The organism is Acinetobacter oleivorans DR1, assembly GCF_000196795.1.
GTDB classification, from domain to species: Bacteria; Pseudomonadota; Gammaproteobacteria; order Pseudomonadales; family Moraxellaceae; genus Acinetobacter; species Acinetobacter oleivorans.
The window spans coordinates 1344841-1362423 of sequence record NC_014259.1; the positions used below are offsets into that span (position 1 = coordinate 1344841).

At 36.3% G+C, this 17583-nt stretch carries 17 protein-coding genes; 4 read left to right on the forward strand and 13 right to left on the reverse strand.

All coding sequences use genetic code 11. The annotated features are described in order from the left end of the window. The first annotated feature begins 12 nt into the window (after nt 1-12). On the forward strand, nt 13-903 hold the full coding sequence (locus AOLE_RS06310; RefSeq protein ID WP_013197316.1) for a LysR family transcriptional regulator: 891 nt from the start codon (nt 13-15) through the stop codon (nt 901-903). A gap of 131 nt (nt 904-1034) precedes the next feature. Continuing rightward, nucleotides 1035-2186, forward strand: a complete 1152-nt coding sequence (locus AOLE_RS06315) for a sterol desaturase family protein (protein ID WP_013197317.1) — start codon at nt 1035-1037, stop codon at nt 2184-2186. Nucleotides 2187-2235: 49 nt separating this feature from the next. On the opposite strand, the gene AOLE_RS06320 is transcribed toward AOLE_RS06315, so the two are convergent. Both AOLE_RS06320 and AOLE_RS06325 read right to left on the reverse strand, forming a co-directional pair. Then, entirely contained in the window at nt 2236-2889 is a 654-nt protein-coding gene (locus AOLE_RS06320; protein WP_013197318.1) for a glutathione S-transferase family protein, read from the reverse strand. 225 nt (nt 2890-3114) lie between these two features. After that, complete coding sequence (locus AOLE_RS06325) at nt 3115-4317, reverse strand: MFS transporter (RefSeq protein ID WP_013197319.1); 1203 nt, start codon at nt 4315-4317, stop codon at nt 3115-3117. Nucleotides 4318-4450: 133 nt separating this feature from the next. Between AOLE_RS06325 and AOLE_RS06330 the strand changes: the two genes are divergently transcribed. Together AOLE_RS06330 and AOLE_RS06335 are read left to right on the forward strand one after the other, a co-directional pair. Then, nucleotides 4451-5023: a TetR/AcrR family transcriptional regulator gene (locus tag AOLE_RS06330; RefSeq protein ID WP_013197320.1), complete on the forward strand. Its 573-nt coding sequence runs from the start codon at nt 4451-4453 to the stop codon at nt 5021-5023. Nucleotides 5024-5469: 446 nt separating this feature from the next. Further along, the gene (locus AOLE_RS06335; RefSeq protein ID WP_004791418.1) at nt 5470-6768 is read left to right on the forward strand and encodes a dicarboxylate/amino acid:cation symporter; all 1299 of its coding nucleotides are present in this window, start codon (nt 5470-5472) and stop codon (nt 6766-6768) included. Nucleotides 6769-6940: 172 nt separating this feature from the next. Here the strand turns inward: AOLE_RS06335 and AOLE_RS06340 are convergent, their stop codons facing one another. From AOLE_RS06340 to AOLE_RS06390, 11 genes are all read right to left on the reverse strand, one after another. Beyond that, nucleotides 6941-7144: a hypothetical protein gene (locus AOLE_RS06340; RefSeq protein ID WP_003652518.1), complete on the reverse strand. Its 204-nt coding sequence runs from the start codon at nt 7142-7144 to the stop codon at nt 6941-6943. Between the two features lie 346 nt (nt 7145-7490). Continuing rightward, nucleotides 7491-8222, reverse strand: a complete 732-nt coding sequence (gloB, locus tag AOLE_RS06345; protein ID WP_004791421.1) for a hydroxyacylglutathione hydrolase — start codon at nt 8220-8222, stop codon at nt 7491-7493. Nucleotides 8223-8383: 161 nt separating this feature from the next. Then, nucleotides 8384-9079 (reverse strand): methionine ABC transporter permease, encoded by a 696-nt coding sequence (locus tag AOLE_RS06350; protein WP_013197321.1) that lies wholly within the window; start codon nt 9077-9079, stop codon nt 8384-8386. Beyond that, the gene (locus tag AOLE_RS06355) at nt 9076-10101 is read right to left on the reverse strand and encodes a methionine ABC transporter ATP-binding protein (RefSeq protein ID WP_013197322.1); all 1026 of its coding nucleotides are present in this window, start codon (nt 10099-10101) and stop codon (nt 9076-9078) included. Before AOLE_RS06355 ends, AOLE_RS06350 begins: the two co-directional genes overlap by 4 nt. A gap of 75 nt (nt 10102-10176) precedes the next feature. Beyond that, complete coding sequence (locus AOLE_RS06360; protein WP_013197323.1) at nt 10177-11049, reverse strand: MetQ/NlpA family ABC transporter substrate-binding protein; 873 nt, start codon at nt 11047-11049, stop codon at nt 10177-10179. A 486-nt stretch (nt 11050-11535) separates the two neighbouring features. Continuing rightward, nucleotides 11536-12819, reverse strand: coding sequence for a phosphoribosylamine--glycine ligase (gene purD, locus AOLE_RS06365; protein WP_013197324.1), 1284 nt, complete (start codon nt 12817-12819; stop codon nt 11536-11538). A 124-nt stretch (nt 12820-12943) separates the two neighbouring features. Further along, the gene (purH, locus tag AOLE_RS06370) at nt 12944-14518 is read right to left on the reverse strand and encodes a bifunctional phosphoribosylaminoimidazolecarboxamide formyltransferase/IMP cyclohydrolase (RefSeq protein ID WP_013197325.1); all 1575 of its coding nucleotides are present in this window, start codon (nt 14516-14518) and stop codon (nt 12944-12946) included. An 85-nt stretch (nt 14519-14603) separates the two neighbouring features. Further along, complete coding sequence (fis, locus tag AOLE_RS06375) at nt 14604-14873, reverse strand: DNA-binding transcriptional regulator Fis (protein ID WP_001086304.1); 270 nt, start codon at nt 14871-14873, stop codon at nt 14604-14606. A gap of 376 nt (nt 14874-15249) precedes the next feature. Then, the gene (locus AOLE_RS06380) at nt 15250-16095 is read right to left on the reverse strand and encodes a DUF3426 domain-containing protein (RefSeq protein WP_013197326.1); all 846 of its coding nucleotides are present in this window, start codon (nt 16093-16095) and stop codon (nt 15250-15252) included. Between the two features lie 12 nt (nt 16096-16107). Further along, complete coding sequence (prmA, locus tag AOLE_RS06385; RefSeq protein ID WP_013197327.1) at nt 16108-17013, reverse strand: 50S ribosomal protein L11 methyltransferase; 906 nt, start codon at nt 17011-17013, stop codon at nt 16108-16110. 155 nt (nt 17014-17168) lie between these two features. Next, the gene (locus AOLE_RS06390) at nt 17169-17462 is read right to left on the reverse strand and encodes a lipase chaperone (RefSeq protein WP_013197328.1); all 294 of its coding nucleotides are present in this window, start codon (nt 17460-17462) and stop codon (nt 17169-17171) included. Nucleotides 17463-17583 lie beyond the last annotated feature (121 nt).

A 17583-nucleotide genomic window follows, 5' to 3' on the forward strand; every position in this document is an offset into this window, starting at 1 on the left:
AGGATCAGAACCATGGATTTAGGTTTGATTAAAGTTTTTGTCTGTATCTATGAGTCTCGTCATATTAGTAAAGCTGCTGATAAATTAAATTTGAGCCAGCCTTCTGTGACTTATAATTTGAACCGTTTACGCCGTCAGTTAAATGACGAGTTGTTTACTCGAAGCAGAGGCGGTGTCGAACCTACAAAAGTTGCACATGAGCTTTATCCAATTTTTCATCAAGCAATTTTTAATATTGAGTCAGCGATTGCTCAAGCACAGGAATTTCACCCTGAAAACTCAAATAAAACTTTCCGAATCGGACTGTCCGACGCAGGGGAGATTTGTCTCTTGCCTAGTCTTATGGCCTTTTTGCAGAAAACAGCGCCCTATATTCAAATTGAGATTGAAGAGATTCAGTCGTCTAAGGTCGAACAGTGGCTTATTGATGGCTTTTTAGATCTAGCCGTATTTAATAGTACACAGACCATAATGCCTAAAATAGAAACACGTACTTTATTTGAAGAAAGATATGTATGCATTGCTAGAGCTGACCATCCAAGGCTACAGCAGCAACTGACATTAGAGCAATATTTGCAAGAAGATCATGTTGCCATCAAGTCATCGACCGGGCATATCCAAGTTGAACAATATCTAAAAATAATGGATTTGAAGCGACGCATTCGTTTAGAAGTTCCGCATTTTAGTGTTTTACAGGGTGTCTTACAGAGTTCAGATATGTTGGTGACATTACCATCGCGAGCAGCTCGGCATTATCTAGCTCATGGTAATGTCCAAATGTTTGAATTACCTTTTGCCATGGATTCTTTTAAAGTGAGCTTGAACTGGTTTAATCGCAGTGATGATATTATTGCCAGAAAATGGCTGATTCAATCTGTCGGTCAAATATTTGAAGTTTTATAAGAACAATTTACAGCTATTTAAAATTCATTTTCAGATTAATGGCTTTGATCTGAGAAGTTAAAGTTCTTTCCAATTTATTATTAAATTTTGATAGCATTCGCGTTATACACAATAAGAATTGTATATGAATTATGACAGATCAATTAAGAGCAAAATTTGAGAATTTAGAACTGAACGCAGGTTTAGGGAAAATCAGTGCCTTTATTTCAATGTCACTCAGCTTACTTTGTCTGTTTGGTGCATTATGCTTTTTATTTCCCAGTGTATTAACGACTCCAGAACTCCGTCCTCTTTACGCAAAACATTATCATATTTTTTATTATGGCCTGATTACGGGCATTATTATTAGCGCTGGTTTCGGTGCATTTAGTGCAATTGTCCGTCAAAACAGATATGGCTTTTACGGACTATGTTTTTCACTTGTAGCAGCAGTTTTGGGGTGTGGGGTAATTGAAGCACCCGTTTTACCAAGTGTACCGTTTTATGCAGGTATCGATTATTTTGTACTAACCTTATTCATTTTAGCGTTCATTTTTATTCCGCTTGAAGGTTTTTTTGCTAAAAATCCTGAACAGAAAATATTAAGGGTGGGCTGGGTGACTGATATGAAATATTTCATGGTCAGCCATGTTGGCATTCAATTATTTAGCTTTTTAACCGTCATGCCGATTCAATATTGGATTACGCATCTACCTGATAATCCAATTGTGCCTTATGTACAAGCTCAGCCAATTTGGCTGCAATTTATTGAACTATTAATTGTGGTCGACTTTACGGTGTATTGGTTGCACCGCGCTATGCATGAAGTTAATTTCTTATGGCGTTTTCACGCAATTCATCATTCGACTGAATATATGGATTGGTTAGCATCTTCTCGTTTGCATGTCATTGAAGTGCTAATGACTCGCTTTATTGCGACTTTACCGATTTTTCTGTTAGGTTTTCATACTTCAGCAGTTTTTGCTTATTTAGTTTTTATTTCATTTCACGCTATTTTTATTCATTCTAATGTGCGTTTTCGTTTTCCATATTTGCGCTGGATTATCGCAACGCCAGAGTTTCACCATTGGCATCATTCTTCAGAAAAACCTGCCATTGATAAAAATTACGCTGCGTTTATTCCACTCTATGATGTCATTTTTAAAAGCGTATATATGCCTAGTCATTTGGCGAGTGTATATGGAACCGTGGGCTATAAAATCCCAAATAGTTTTGTAAAACAGTTTACGTGGCCTTTTAAAAAATATGTAAAACGTTTTTTGAAGCCTTGGCGTGATCAGTAAATCTTAAGTTTTAGCTTAATAAATGTAGAATGCTTAAATGATGACATGTTTAAGCATTCTTCTTGGCATCTGCCACTGCAAAATGAGCCATTTGGTCAGCATACGCTTTTTGAAAAGAAGGGCGTATAGTCGCTCTCTGAACATATGCGAGACAATGGGGGAATTCTGTCAACCCATCAAATTTATTCACCAAACGTAATACGTCAGCCATAACAATATCGGCAATAGAAAACGACTGAGCTAACCATTCACGCTCTGCAAGAAATGACTCCATATGTTGAAGGCGAGACTGAAGAAAGGCATCAAATTGTTTGTGTGCGGGACTATCTGTCTGAGCATTAGAAAATCTTAATAAAGCCCAAGGAAGACTCGCCATTTCTACTGAATTAAGTGCTGCAAATAACCATTCTATAGCTTCATTACGCTGTTTCGGATCTGTATGTAAAAGTACATCACTACGTTCACCCAAATAAAATAAGATAGCGCCACTTTCAAAAATTGAAATATCACCATCTGTTAACCAAGGAACTTGCCCAAAAGGTTGGTGAGAAAAATGATCATCTCCTCGTTCATAAAAAGATACGCTATTTATTTGATAGGGCATTTTTGCCTCTTCTAATGCCCATCTTATCCTTATATCTCTTACAAAACCTCGTGGTAATTCTGGAACCCAGTCAAAAGTTGTCAAAATGAAATTATTCATAATAAATTTCCTTATATTTTATAATGATAAATAGAAAATCCTTTTGAGCATTTTATTTATTTAGTATCGAAGTTCAGCTTACGAGTGAATTTTGATATTAAAAATAGTCTAACGAATTTCAATAGACATCAATGTAGTAATCGGAAGTTAAATTATTTATTTAAGTATCATTTGTTTTAAATTATTTAAGTCAGCTTCATTTGAGGCTGACTTTTTAACACATCCTTATTTGCTTTTAATATTTTTAAAAATCATTACAAGGGCGATCAGAGCAAGACCAATAATTAAACTCATATAAATATTGGCACTGTTCATAAGTCCGATTTTACCCACAAAGTAGCCTGCCAGAATTGCTGGCACACTAAAAGCCAAATAGCTTTCAACAAAAAATGCAGCCATCAAGCCTGCACGTTCTTCGGGTAAAGCGAGGGGCATGACTGTGCGAATTGCTCCCATAAAAGCTGTACCAAAACCCACTCCGGTAATAATAGAACCAATAAGTAGAATCACAGCACTTGTAAAATTGATCGCTAAAAATAAAACGGTTGCACCAATAATGATGGATAAGGTGCCCGTGAGCAAAATACGAAAATTGGTAGATTTTCTAAGAGTCAGAATCCCTGCCGCACCTGAAAGGGCGAGCGCCATAAACATACTGCCGTTTAGCCAAGCTGAAGATGTCTGAAAAATTTTTGCCAGTAAAGAGGGCATAAGTGATAAGAAAAAACCACTGACCATCCAAAGTGCAATATTAATAGGGCTAATACTTAATAGAGCACCTCTTGCTTGATGAGGAATAGCCATGTTGGGTTTTAATGAAGCCAAAGCTCCAGATCTTTTGCGGACAGTCTCAGGATTAAAGAAACTTAGAATAAGTTCAAGTGCAAACAAAACACATAAGAGTTCAAAAACCAAATGTAATGGTTGAGCTGAAAATTGCAGAATAAAACATGTAATAAAAACGCCTACTGCCATGCCGACCATTGGAGCAATACTATTAATTAGGGAACCATGATGCTTACTAAAATCTAAAATTGCAGCTCCAATTGCAGAAACGGCAAGACCTGTTGCGATACCTTGTAAGCCACGCGCAATAAATAACATAGAAACATCTGAGGCAAAAAGAAAAAAGCTCATTGAAGCGATTTGCAAAAAAATTGCTGAAATAATGACGGGCCGACGTCCGATATAATCAGATAAAGAACCAATAATGAGTAAAGAAGCAAGTAAGGTAAACGCGTAGGTCGCAAAAATTAAAGTTAAGATAACGGGCGAAAATTGCCATATCTGCTGATACAAACGATATAAAGGCGTAGGGGCACTAGACGCCGCCATAAAGGTCATAAGCGTGATTGTGTTTAAGGTCAATGCTACTGTTGAATCTAACTGAAAAACTGATCCAGACCGTTTTGAACTTGAATTGTTCATATAAGATGAATAACATAAAAGCGAATATTTAGCTTTTATACATGATTTTTACACTAAAGCAAATCATTAGCTTTAGTGTATTTTGTATATACAAATATTATTTTAATCGTTTTTATTGAAGTAGAGCTAATTAATGGCAAAAGTTGTTACTGGGTTACGCCCGGGTGGTCGTAGTGAAAGAATTCAAACTGCAGTTCATCAAGCCGTAAAAGAGCTTCAAAAAAACTTGGAGCAAAGCCAAATTACTATACCCATGATTGCTGATAAAGCAGGTGTAACACCTTCTACAATTTATCGTCGTTGGGGAGATATCAATCAGTTATTTTCAGATGTAGCCCTTAATGAACTGAAACCCGATATGGAGCCAAAAGATTTAGGCTCATTTCAGCTTGATATCACGACATGGGTCGAACAATATTTTGAAGAATACTCTTCTGAAGTAGGGCAAACACTGTTACGAGATTTGCTATATGCAACTGAATCTTCAAACGCTCGAAAGTGTGAAACTTTAATTGTTCAACAACTTGATATTATTCAAGCTAGAGCTAAGGCGCGTAGTGAATTAACTATAGAAAATCAAGAAATTATCGAAGCTGTGATTGCACCAATGTTATTCCGCATCTTATTCACTGATCGTACATTAAGCTTAGACTATGTCCATATTTTATTAGAGCGGTTGTTTAAGGCCCACCCTAATTTTAATTAATTTATCGCAGCTTATTAGTGTAATTTTTTAACAAGAAATAGACACTTTCTCTTGTTAAAAAATTATATATCAATTTTTCTTATTATTTTTAAATTAAATTTTCATAATTTATAATTTACATGTTTTTAATAAAATCATTTATTTAATAAATGGTAATCCTGAATAAGTTATACAAGTTGCTAAAGCCGATTTTATTAACTTAAATAGGGTTTAATTTTAATATAAACAATAAGTTAATATTGTGTTTAATGAATTTTATAATTTTTTAAATCTTAAAATAAAAAGTATTCTATACAAATTAATGCATGATTTTTGAATTTGACATTTTTTAAATTTATAACACAGGGTGTTTTTTATTCTTTACAATGGCTTTTCCTTGTTAAAGCAGCTTGTGGTGCTAGCTTTATATTTTATTTTTTTATCCCCATCGAAAAGGTATTTAGATAATGGATTTCAATACCCTTGACCAAGAAACGGTACAGAAAAAACAGAAATTTCACCAAATTTTGTATGTACAGGTCATTTTTGCAATTATTTTGGGCATTTTAATTGGTCATTTTTACCCAGAACTTGGCGAAAGTTTAAAACCGCTTGGTGATGCATTCATCAAGATCGTTAAAATGATTATTGCTCCCGTCATCTTTTTAACAGTTGTTACAGGCATTGCCAGTATGACAAACATGAGCCGTGTGGGTCGTGTAACTGGCAAAGCGATGCTTTATTTTCTGACCTTCTCAAGCTTGGCTCTTGTAGTTGGTATGATTGTGGCAAATATTATCCAACCGGGTAAAGGCCTTAACATCGATCCTGCTACCTTAGTCAACGATAAAGTAAATACTTACGTTGAGAAGGCACATGCAACAAATATTACCGATTTCTTCATGAATATTATCCCGCAAACCTTAGTCAGTCCTCTGGCTGGTGGCGAGATTTTGCAGGTGTTATTTGTAGCGGTTCTATTTGGTATTTCTTTGGCTGCTTTAGGCGACCGAGCGCGCCCAATTACCGATTTCTTAAATAACTTAACAGCTCCAGTTTTCTACTTGGTTGGTATGTTAATGAAGCTTGCTCCAATTGGTGCTTTTGGTGCAATGGCTTTCACGATCGGTGCTTATGGAATCGAATCAATTGGTAATTTATTACTATTAATTATGACGTTCTATATTACTGCGGTGTTATTTGTCGTAGTGATCTTAGGTGCGGTAGCTCGTTACAACGGTTTTTCAATTATTCATTTAATTCGTTATATCAAAGATGAGCTTTGGTTGGTTTTAGGAACAAGTTCTTCAGAAGCAGCTTTACCATCTTTAATGGACAAAATGCAAAAAGCAGGTTGTGAAAAATCGGTGGTAGGTTTAGTGATTCCAACAGGTTATTCATTTAACCTTGATGGTACAAATATCTACATGACTATGGCAGCTCTGTTTATTGCACAAGCGTGTAATGTAGATTTATCAATTAGTGAACAAATTGCCTTGCTTCTTGTTGCAATGGTAAGTTCTAAAGGTGCGGCAGGGGTGACTGGTGCAGGCTTTATTACTCTGGCTGCAACTCTATCCGTTGTGCCGGCTGTTCCTGTCGCAGGTATGGCTTTAATTCTTGGTATCGACCGTTTTATGTCTGAATGCCGTGCATTAACAAACTTAGTTGGTAATGCTTGTGCAACAATTGTGGTGGCACGTTGGGATAAGGCTTTAGATAAAGATCTTCTTGATAAAGCATTAAAGAACCATAAAGCAGATTAACCTTACAAAATAAAAAAATCTGTAGCTAAGGGCAATTTGGGAGAGTAGCCCTGTTACAGATTTTTTATTTAATAACTAAAAAATATATTTTAATTAAGCCATTCTAAAGTTCTGCAACATTACTTGTCTTTCAAGAAAGACCGTACTGTAATTAAAATCAAGTCGTAAAAAATTATGCTTTTAAGTGATCCTCAAACTCTTCACCTAATTGCATAGCTAATGAATTACCTGCTAACTCACAAGTGACCAAACCATATTCTTTTTTAAAACTAAAAGTAAAACCTTTCCCGTCAGCGAGATTTTTAACTGAATACCCTAACTTTTCTAACCAAATACGAAACGCAATCAAATTTTTAGCTTTAACAACCTTTTTCACGTGAGAACTCCTTCTATCCGTGGCATTACATCTTATTTATTAATAGGGTTTTAATTGGATTTTTTAAAGGGGTAAAACTTTTTTTTATTTTTCAACTTGTAAAAAAGTAAGAAAAGATTTCATTTTCATAAAATAATAAATTAATTATATATATGAAAAATAATAACTTTTTATTTAAAGAGCTGTCTTCTTGAGTGTTTTTGAAAATATAAATTCAACGTTATTTTTAGAATAGTGAGCAAATAAAAAACAGAGTAAATGTAAAAAATAATTACAGGCAACAGCTAATAGGCAAAAAGATACAGTTCTTAAAATGAAACCGTATCTTTTTTTTTAAAGCTCAATTTTAGAAATTATCTTTAAGAGTACGTATATGTGCAAAGTCTTCAACACTTTCTGCACGAAGAAAGGGATTGGTTGCCAATTCAAGTTCAATCGTACTTGGTAGCGTGATTAAACCTTGTTTACGTAGTTCACGGACTTCTTGAGCTCGTTCTGCTAAGGCAAGATTATGCGGTTCTACCGTTAAAGCAAATTCGGCATTTGAAAGCGTGTATTCATGTGTGCAATAAACTTTTGTGCTGGTTGGTAATGCTGCTAGACGACTCAGTGAGTGATACATTTGTTCAGCCGTGCCTTCAAATAATCGACCACATCCCATTGCAAATAAAGTATCACCACAAAATACAGCTTCTAATTCTTCAATAAAATATACAATGTGTCCTAAGGTATGACCTGGGGTTGCAATAATCTCTACTTTTAAATCATTAAATTTTAGATGATCGTCATGTTGTAAGGGATGGGTAATTCCCGGAATTTTTGTGAGCTCATCACGGGGACCATAGACAGTAATATTTTGGGCAGCCGTTAAATCAGCAACACCACCTATATGGTCTTTATGCCAATGAGTAAGCCAAATTTGTTTTAAATTTAACTGATGCTTCTGACAAAATTGGGTGACTAATTCTGCTTCTGTTGGGTCAACTGCTACAGCTTCTTGGGTTTCAGTATCTTCTAAAATCCAGATATAGTTTTGGAGGGCATTCTGCACATCAATAAAATGAATTCTATAACGCATTGTTTTATCCTGAAACTAAATCCAAAGAGTAAATGAATAATAATGACTAAGTCTGATCATACCAGAAAATGGTATTGAGCCATGTACTCAACTATCTTTAAGAAGCGAGTTGTATAAAACAAAAAAAGCCCTCTAGAAGAGAGCTTTTTTGTATGGATGACTTAACGGAGTTTAGCCAGCCAGTTTCCTAGTGTTTGTACAATCTGTACTAATAGTAATAGGATAATGACTGTTAAAATCACAACGCTTGTATCAAAACGTTGATAACCATAAGAAATCGCTAAATCACCAATACCACCTGCACCAACTGCACCAGCCATAGCGGTTGCACCAATAAGACTGATTGTTGCTGTTGTAAGGTTTAAAATGAGTGAACTACGTGCTTCAGGCAAAATAAAGCGATAAATAATTTGCCAAGGTGTAGCACCCATTGCTTGAGCAGATTCAATAATTCCTTCATTGACTTCAAGCAATGAAGTTTCAATCAGACGTCCCATATAAGGACCAACATAAATAGTCAATGGAACAATAGCTGCCCATGTACCAATTGAAGTACCTACTAATAGCTTAGTAAGAGGAATCACTGCAATAAGTAAAATAATAAAAGGAAGGGAGCGTAAAGCATTTACAATTGGATTAAGTAAATGATAAATCACTTTATTCGGTAAAATGCCCTCTGGACGGGTAACTAATAAAATAATTCCCTGAATAAATCCCCAAATACCACCAAACACAAGTGCGAAGAAAACCATATTAAAGGTTTCTTGCAAAGCTGTAACGAATTGATCAATAGAAAGGGAGCTGTGCCAGAAAGGTTGAGTAAGTTCAGTTAACCATTGTACGATTAAATCTCTCATACTTGATCTCCTGATTGAACTACACCTACTTCATTTTGTTCCAAAAACTCAATAGCCTGCTTAATTAGCTGAGGATCACCTAAAAGCTGCACAAACATTTGACCAATGACTGTACCATTAATTTCAGTCATATTCGCAAATAAAATATTTAAGCTAATATCGAATTTTTTAATCAGTGACTGAATTACAGGTTCTTGAGCAGAACGTCCTAAAAACTGTAAGCAGTAAATACTATGATGATGCTGGTTTTCGAGCTGATTTAAAATATTTACAGGCAACTGTTGATGTAAAACAGTTTGAATGAAGTTTTTAGTCGTTGGATGTTGAGGTTTGCTAAAAATATCAATCGTTGAACCTTGTTCAATGACTTTACCTGCTTCCATTACAGCCACATGATCACAAATAGTTTCAATAACATCCATTTCATGGGTCACCATAACAATCGTGATTTTTTGCTCTTGATTAATTTTCTTCAGCAGTTCTAAAACTGATTTGGTAGTTTGCGGATCTAGAGCAGAAGTTGCTTCATCACACAAAAGAATTTTTGGATGATTTGCCAAAGCACGGGCAATACCGACACGTTGCTTTTGTCCGCCAGAAAGCTCATCTGGATAAGCATCTTTTTTATGCTTAAGATCAATGAACTCCAATAACTCATTCAGGCGTTTTTCACGTTCTACCTTATTGTAATTCAGTAGGCGCATTGGCATTTCAATATTTTCAGCAACTGTCTTGGTTTGTAGCAGATTGAAGTGCTGGAAAATCATTCCAATGTTTGCACGTTCCTGACGTAATGAGCGTGCATCCAAAGCAGTGAAATCTTTCTGATTAATAATGATTTGACCTTCAGTTGGTCGCTCAAGAAGGTTGATCAGGCGGATTAAGGTACTTTTACCTGCACCACTATAGCCAATGATGCCAAAAATACTGCCCTCTGGAATCTCTAAATTGATTTCGTCGAGTGCGCGTATGGTTTGATTTTTGAGCTGATAGTGCTTTGAAATGTTTTTAAATTGAATCATATCTTCAGAAGCTATGCTGGAAAGAAAAAACAGGCAAAGAGAATTTGCCTGTTTCACGTTTGGGCTATTATATTACTATTTAGCTTCTGAGAGATAGCTGATTGGTTTGTCTACGTCAACTTTTGTTCCACCAAAGTGTTCTTCAATGTATTTTTTAACAGCTGCATTGTGGTAAAGCTTACCAACTTTTTGTAAGACAGGATCATTTTTACGTGATTCAGCAGTTGCTAGAACGTTGACACTAATTTTTGAGATTTGATCAATAGGTTCATAGAACATAGAATCTTTGAGTACGTTTAAACCTCCCTCGAGTGCTATGGTATTATTTAATACAACTGCATCAAATTCATTTTTAAGACGTAATGCAGTTTCCATTTTGATTGGTTTGATGTTGATCTTTTTGGGATTTTCGATAACATCAATTGGACTGCCCTGAATAGGATTAAAGTCAGCTTTAAGCTTGATTAAGCCAGCAGTTTGTAACAAGAGTAGCGCACGAGATTCGCTGGCAGCATCATCCGGGATTGAAATAATTGCACCTTCAGGAAGTTCTTCAATTTTTTTGTATTTACTTGAATAAATCCCCATTGGCTCAATATAAGTGGTAGAAACCGCTGCAATCTTATCCGGGTTTGAATTATTAAATGCAGTAAGATAAGAATAAGCTTGGAATGCGTTCAAATCTACTTCTTTATTTGCAATTGCTGTATTCATTGAAACGGAGTCTGTGAAGTTTTTCACTTCTAACTTTAAGCCAGCAGCTTGGGTTTCAGGTAAAGATGCGATATAACGCCAAATTTCAGCATCCGAACCTGTAGAGGCAATTACTACCTTTTGTACTTTGGTACTATCATTGTTTTGTTCGGCTTGTTGAGCATTTTCTTGTTTGCTACATGCTGTCAATAATACTACTGACATGCTTAAAAAAAGGCTGATCAGCTTTTTCATTTAAAAAAGTCCTGATTAAGATATAGAACAATAACGATTGATCTATATCAATATGAAAAGAGAGGAGTTGGAATTACAACTAGTCTAAACTCTGTGATCTTTTTCTGGGGTTCCATAATTTGCTTGCATATTTTGGCTATAACAGAGGGTAATTGTTTAATAAACAAAAACTGTTTCCCCAAACAGTTCATCCCCAACAGTAGCCAAACGAGCATTCATAAATTTAGAATATTAAAAAACTCTCTACAGGCATAATTTGTAGAGCAAGTCTTTATGGAAATTATTAAAACAGCAGTGTCTGATGACAGTTACAACTATGTACTAATGATATCAATAAAAGTATGCTTGATATAGTGGGCTTCTTTTTATTTGTTGATATCTTTAGCAAAATTTTAAAGATTTATACGATTTTCTTATATCGGAATACGTAATAAAAAAGCCTCTATATAGAGGCTTTTTTATTAGCATTTTAAACTTGTAGGCTTTTTAAGCTTTTTCACGTGCAATTGCGCGGTAGCCAATGTCATTACGATATTGCATACCAGTAAAGGTAACTTGACCACATACTTCTAGCGCATTAATTTGTGCTTCAAGAACGCTGTCGCCCAATGCTGTTACGCAAAGAACTCGACCACCAGAAGTCACGATATGACCATCTTCACGAGTTGCAGTACCTGCATGGAAAATCTTAGTATCTTCAGGTGATTGTCCGATACCAGAAATTACATCGCCTTTGCGTACACTATCAGGATAGCCTTCAGCTGCGAGTACAATACCGATTGACTTACGCTCATCCCATTCAGCTTCTTTTGGTAAATTACCAGCAATACCAGCTTCTACCAATTCCACAAGAGATGATTTTAAACGCATCATGATCGGTTGAGTTTCTGGGTCGCCAAAACGACAGTTAAACTCGATCACACGTGGTTGGCCTTGCTCATCAATCATTAGACCAGCATATAAGAAACCAGTGTAAACATGTCCATCAGCAGCCATACCATCAACAGTCGGACGCATGATTTCAGTCATAACGCGTTCGAAAATGTCAGAAGTTACCACTGGAGCAGGAGAGTAGGCACCCATACCACCGGTATTCGGACCTTGATCGCCTTCAAAAATACGCTTGTGATCTTGTGAAGTTGCCATTGGTAAAATATTTTTACCATCAATCATACAAATGAAAGAAGCTTCTTCACCCGCAAGGAACTGTTCAATCACAACGCGTGAACCAGCATCACCAAATTTGTTACCAGCAAGCATGTCATCAATTGCTGCAAAAGCTTCTTCGTTGGTCATTGCAACGATTACGCCTTTACCAGCAGCAAGACCATCAGCTTTAATTACAATTGGTGCACCATTTTTTTCAACATATGCTTTAGCTGCATCTACTTCAGTGAAAACGTCATAGAAAGCAGTTGGAATGTTGTGACGCTTTAAAAAGTGCTTAGCAAATGCTTTTGAACCTTCAAGCTGCGCTGCATATTGAGTAGGTCCCCAAATTTTTAAACCTGCTTCACGTGCAGCATCTACCACGCCATTAACTAATGGTGCTTCTGGGCCAACAATAATAAGATCAACATTATTTTCTTTAGCAAAAGCAATGATTGCTGAGTTGTCTAAAATATCAAGTTGAACATTAACACATTTGTCTTCTGTTGCAGTTCCAGCATTACCTGGTGCAACAAAAACTTGAGTAACATTGGTATCTTGCGCAATTTTCCATGCTAAAGCATGTTCACGACCACCACTACCTAAAACTAAAATATTCATTTTTAATTTGTTCCTTAACTTTAATCCTTTTCATCTCCCTCTATCCCTCAAGTTGGAGAGTTAGCTCCATTATTGTGGAAAACCCTCCTGAATAAAAGGAGGGTTAGGGAGGACTAAATTTAAATTAGTGGCGGAAATGGCGCATACCAGTGAAGACCATTGCAATACCAGCTTCGTCAGCTGCTGCGATTACTTCTTCATCACGCATAGAACCACCCGGTTGAATAATGCATTTAATGCCAGCTTTAGCTGCATTATCAATCCCGTCACGGAACGGGAAGAATGCATCAGATGCCATTACAGCACCTTCAACAACCAAACCTGCATGTTCAGCTTTGATGGCAGCAATACGAGCTGAGTTAACACGGCTCATTTGACCTGCACCAACACCAATAGTCTGGCGATTTTTCGCATAAACAATTGCATTTGATTTTACATATTTAGCAACTTTCCAAGCAAAGATGAGGTCATCAATTTCTTGTTCAGTTGGTGCGCATTTAGTTACTACTTTAAGATCATCTTTAGTAATCATACCTAAGTCTTGATCTTGAACTAATAAACCGCCATTAACGCGTTTGTAGTCAAGTTGTGGTGCACGTGCATCAATCGCAGGTAATTCACCACATACTAAAACACGTACGTTTTTCTTAGCGCCAGTAACTTCAAGCACACCATCAGCAATACTTGGAGCAATAATAACTTCAACGAATTGACGGTCAACGATTGCTTGAGCAGTTGCAACATCTAACTCGCGGTTAAATGCAATAATGCCACCGAAAGCAGATTCTGGATCTGTTGCATAAGCTAAATCGTAAGCAGCTTTAATGCCGTCTAAAGAAACAGCAACACCACAAGGGTTAGCATGTTTTACAATTACACAAGCAGGTTTTGCGAATGATTTAACACATTCAAGTGCAGCATCTGTGTCAGCAATGTTGTTATAAGACAATTCTTTGCCTTGTAACTGTTTTGCCGTAGAAACTGATGCTTCTTTTGCATTTGCTTCAACGTAAAATGCAGCAGACTGGTGTGGGTTTTCACCGTAACGTAGATCTTGTGCTTTGTTCAATTGAGTATTGAACGTACGAGGGAATAAATCAGCTTCACCTTCGGTCTTACCAACGCGAGCGCCTAAGTAAGAAGCGATCATGCCATCATATTGAGCAGTATGTTCAAATGCTTTAACAGCTAAATCAAAACGTGTTTCATAAGAAAGTGAACCAGCAGTTTTTAATTCATTGATTACGGTGTCGTAATCTGAAGCATTTACTACAATACCTACAGAAGCATGGTTTTTAGCAGCTGCGCGAACCATTGTAGGACCACCGATGTCGATATTTTCGATTGCATCAGGAAGGGTACAGTCAGGTTTTGCAACTGTCGCAGCGAATGGATAAAGGTTTACAACAACTAGATCAATCGGATCAATGTTGTGTTCTTCCATTACTGCTTCGTCTAAGCCGCGACGAGCAAGAATACCGCCATGAATTTTTGGATGTAATGTCTTAACACGACCATCCATCATTTCAGGGAAGCCAGTATGTTCAGATACTTCAACAACTGCGATGTTATTATCTTTAAGCAACTTGTATGTGCCGCCTGTAGATAATAATTCTACCCCTAAAGCTGCAAGGTTTTGAGCAAATTCGACAATTCCTGTCTTATCAGATACAGAAATCAAAGCACGTTTAATAGTCATGATGTTTAATTCAACAATTTCAAGTCTACGGATTAAAACCAATAAGCATAAAAAAATGCCCACGAAGTCGTGAGCATTTTATCATTTATTCACTCATTAAACCGTGAGCTTTTAACTTTTTACGTAAAGTGCCACGGTTGAGTCCAAGAATCTCTGCAGCACGGGTTTGATTACCACGTGTATATTCAAGAACTACAGATAAAAGAGGTTTCTCCATTTCTGCTAGCACCATGTCATATACCTGAGATGGTTGCTCACCTTGCAATTGTGCAAAATAATGACGAACTGCGCGATCCACGTGGATGCGAAGAGCAACATCAGATTGTGCAGTAAAAATAGGAGATTTGCTATTCATGCGAGTTAATCCGAAAATCAAATACTAACTTGGATAAAGTAGTATATAAATGTGGTCTAAAAATACGGAGTCCTGTTTTAGATCCTAAAACAGTGACTCTAAAACATAAGAACAATTAGCTTGCCATATTTCTTCGTATTGAATAAAAAATAAGCGTAACAATAGTTAAATATTTGTTACAGCTCCCTCAAAAACAAAAAAAGTTAGGCTATGTGCTTAAAGTAGAAAAGCACACATGCTTAACAGTATTTTTTTTGGATTGAGAGCGAGGAGTATATGAGTCAAAGCTTTCGTGGCGCGTATCATACCATTGTCTAGGAAAAAGTGAGCAAATTAACTGCATTTTTTTTTATTTTTTTTTCACTTTTTTTACATTTTAGGGGTGGACAATTTCTAATCGATAATTTAATAGGCTTTTTTTGCTTTTGTTTAGCTCAAATTGGAATCGGAAAGGGGTATCAGAGGGAATGCGTTGAATACCTCGTAAGTTTTCAACAAGATATTGTTGAGGAGTCAATATAATTTCTTTTGTTTTATTTGGCTCTGTTGAAAAACTCAACTTTAGGTTTGGAAGTTCAATACTTTTATCATTCTGATTAAGCAATATGCCTGAGAATTGCGTATGACTTGTATCAACTTTACGGAGTTTTAACTTTTCTATATAAATAAGTTGATATTGTTCGGCTGACTTATTGCAGTGCATTATTCCGCAAACATAATTAAACGCATGACTAACGGTCGGGCTTGCATGCATGAGCTTAGGATTAAACCAGAGAATTTGAAAAGTAAAAACTAAAATTAAAATAAGGTTAGCAGAACTCCAGAGCGTGTAGTACAGCCAACTATGCTTTTTATTATTGTCTTGTTCTTGCGAGGAAGTTTGTTCAGCTAAATTAAGATTTGGTAGGGCGTTAATAGGTTCGTTATGAAAATAATTTAAGTTGTTGAGATAAGTTAAAAGATCAATATTGGAATTTTCAACTTTTTGATCAAAGATATCTAACACATGTGAATGTGTCATATATCTCGTTTGCATTGAACCATTGGCTAATGTAGATGAATTAACTATGACAGGATTTTCAATATTAATCAGATGGGTGAGTGCATTAAAGCTCGAATCACATTTAGGGCAACAAACCATACCCTGAGCAACAGTCAATTGAGTAAGAGATACTTTATAAACTGTTAAACACTTAGGGCAGCGGGTTTGTTTTTCATTCATGAGTTAAAAGTCTCAATTTATTGTTTTACGTTTTCCTGAAATGCGACACCAGTTCTCTTCGCGCTTTTCGACATCTAATATATCAAAAAATTCAGAATAAACACCTGAAACATCAGCAACTTGCTCTTCAATTACACCTGCGAGTGCGAACTCACCCTCAGATTTAATTAAATTTGCAAACTCTGGCGCAAGTACCATTAATGGACCAGCCAAAATATTTGCAACTAGAACATCTGCTTGCTGAGGTTTGAACTCTTGATCGAATTCTTCAGGAAGGCCTACATATAGTCCGTCTAATACCCCATTAAGTTCAGCATTTTGTTTTGTTGCTAAAACAGCTTGAGGGTCAATATCTGTGGCATATACTTTTTTTGCGCCTAATAATAAAGCGGCTACACCTAAAATGCCTGAACCACAACCATAATCAATCACGATCTTATCTTTAACGTCAGTTTTACCTAGCCATTGTAAGCATAAGAAGGTACTTGCATGGTTACCTGTACCAAACGCAAGACCTGGATCTAACTTAATATTTGTTGCATCTGCTTCTGGTGGCTCTAGCCATTCAGGTACGATCCAGAACTTTTCCCCAATTTGGATTGGTTCGTAATAATCCATCCAGGCGCGTTCCCATACTTGGTCTTCAAGTTCTTCGTGACGTATAGGAGCATCTGGAAGTTGAGCTTTTAAGAAAGCTTCTAAAGTGTCGACATCAATTGGGTCTTGTTCGTCTTGTTGATAGATGCCTGTCACGATTACTTTGTTCCATAAAGGTGTTTCACCTGGTAATGGTTCAAGTAAAGCCTGATCTTCAGCATCATCCAGAGTTACGCTTACCGCACCTAGAGACATTAAAAGTGTTTCTGTGAACTCAACTTGTTCTTGATCAACGGTAATGTGTATTTGTAACCACTTCACGAAAAGGACCTAAAAATTTTATTTAAAGGCGTATTGTAGCGGACTAGATCATTTTAAAAAAGAAAGCGGCTCATCTTTAATGAGCCGTCTTTGAAAATACTGATGAGATGTGGCGGAAAATAAATAACTTCTTCTCTACCTTATTTCAAAACTGCTTAAGGAGCAGGGGCTTTAAATTGTAGTTTACCGTTTTCGTTTGGTTCACAAGTACCATTAAAGGTTACACCATTATGGCTATAAGATACCCATTCACCTTGCTGTTTTTTTACACAAGCTCTAAGTTCTTTTTGCGCAACTGATTTGCTCGAATCTGCAGTATGACTAGCTGTTTTGCTTGATTTAGCCGTATGAGTCGATTTAGCAGTATGATTCGTCGCAGCGTGAGTAAACGTTACGCCTGAAAAACAAAGGAGAGATGCGGTTAAGATTTTTAACATAGTCGTTTTCATTTTGTGTTCCTTCTCGTTGCGTTAATTTTAAAGTCGTAGAAGTGCTGTACATTTTTTATTCTAAGATGAAAAATTCTTAAAAACATTCACTTTGTATTGAATTCATGCAACAAAATGTCAA

What these genes read in the sequence shown, in the direction of transcription:
- AOLE_RS06310 (WP_013197316.1), top strand. Translation starts at nt 13, where the DNA reads ATGGATTTAGGTTTGATTAAAGTTTTTGTCTGTATCTATGAGTCTCGT.
- AOLE_RS06315 (WP_013197317.1), top strand. Translation starts at nt 1,035, where the DNA reads ATGACAGATCAATTAAGAGCAAAATTTGAGAATTTAGAACTGAACGCA.
- AOLE_RS06320 (WP_013197318.1), bottom strand. Translation starts at nt 2,889, where the DNA reads ATGAATAATTTCATTTTGACAACTTTTGACTGGGTTCCAGAATTACCA.
- AOLE_RS06325 (WP_013197319.1), bottom strand. Translation starts at nt 4,317, where the DNA reads ATGAACAATTCAAGTTCAAAACGGTCTGGATCAGTTTTTCAGTTAGAT.
- AOLE_RS06330 (WP_013197320.1), top strand. Translation starts at nt 4,451, where the DNA reads ATGGCAAAAGTTGTTACTGGGTTACGCCCGGGTGGTCGTAGTGAAAGA.
- AOLE_RS06335 (WP_004791418.1), top strand. Translation starts at nt 5,470, where the DNA reads ATGGATTTCAATACCCTTGACCAAGAAACGGTACAGAAAAAACAGAAA.
- gloB (WP_004791421.1), bottom strand. Translation starts at nt 8,222, where the DNA reads ATGCGTTATAGAATTCATTTTATTGATGTGCAGAATGCCCTCCAAAAC.
- AOLE_RS06350 (WP_013197321.1), bottom strand. Translation starts at nt 9,079, where the DNA reads ATGAGAGATTTAATCGTACAATGGTTAACTGAACTTACTCAACCTTTC.
- AOLE_RS06355 (WP_013197322.1), bottom strand. Translation starts at nt 10,101, where the DNA reads ATGATTCAATTTAAAAACATTTCAAAGCACTATCAGCTCAAAAATCAA.
- AOLE_RS06360 (WP_013197323.1), bottom strand. Translation starts at nt 11,049, where the DNA reads ATGAAAAAGCTGATCAGCCTTTTTTTAAGCATGTCAGTAGTATTATTG.
- purD (WP_013197324.1), bottom strand. Translation starts at nt 12,819, where the DNA reads ATGAATATTTTAGTTTTAGGTAGTGGTGGTCGTGAACATGCTTTAGCA.
- purH (WP_013197325.1), bottom strand. Translation starts at nt 14,518, where the DNA reads ATGACTATTAAACGTGCTTTGATTTCTGTATCTGATAAGACAGGAATT.
- fis (WP_001086304.1), bottom strand. Translation starts at nt 14,873, where the DNA reads ATGAATAGCAAATCTCCTATTTTTACTGCACAATCTGATGTTGCTCTT.
- AOLE_RS06380 (WP_013197326.1), bottom strand. Translation starts at nt 16,095, where the DNA reads ATGAATGAAAAACAAACCCGCTGCCCTAAGTGTTTAACAGTTTATAAA.
- AOLE_RS06390 (WP_013197328.1), bottom strand. Translation starts at nt 17,462, where the DNA reads ATGAAAACGACTATGTTAAAAATCTTAACCGCATCTCTCCTTTGTTTT.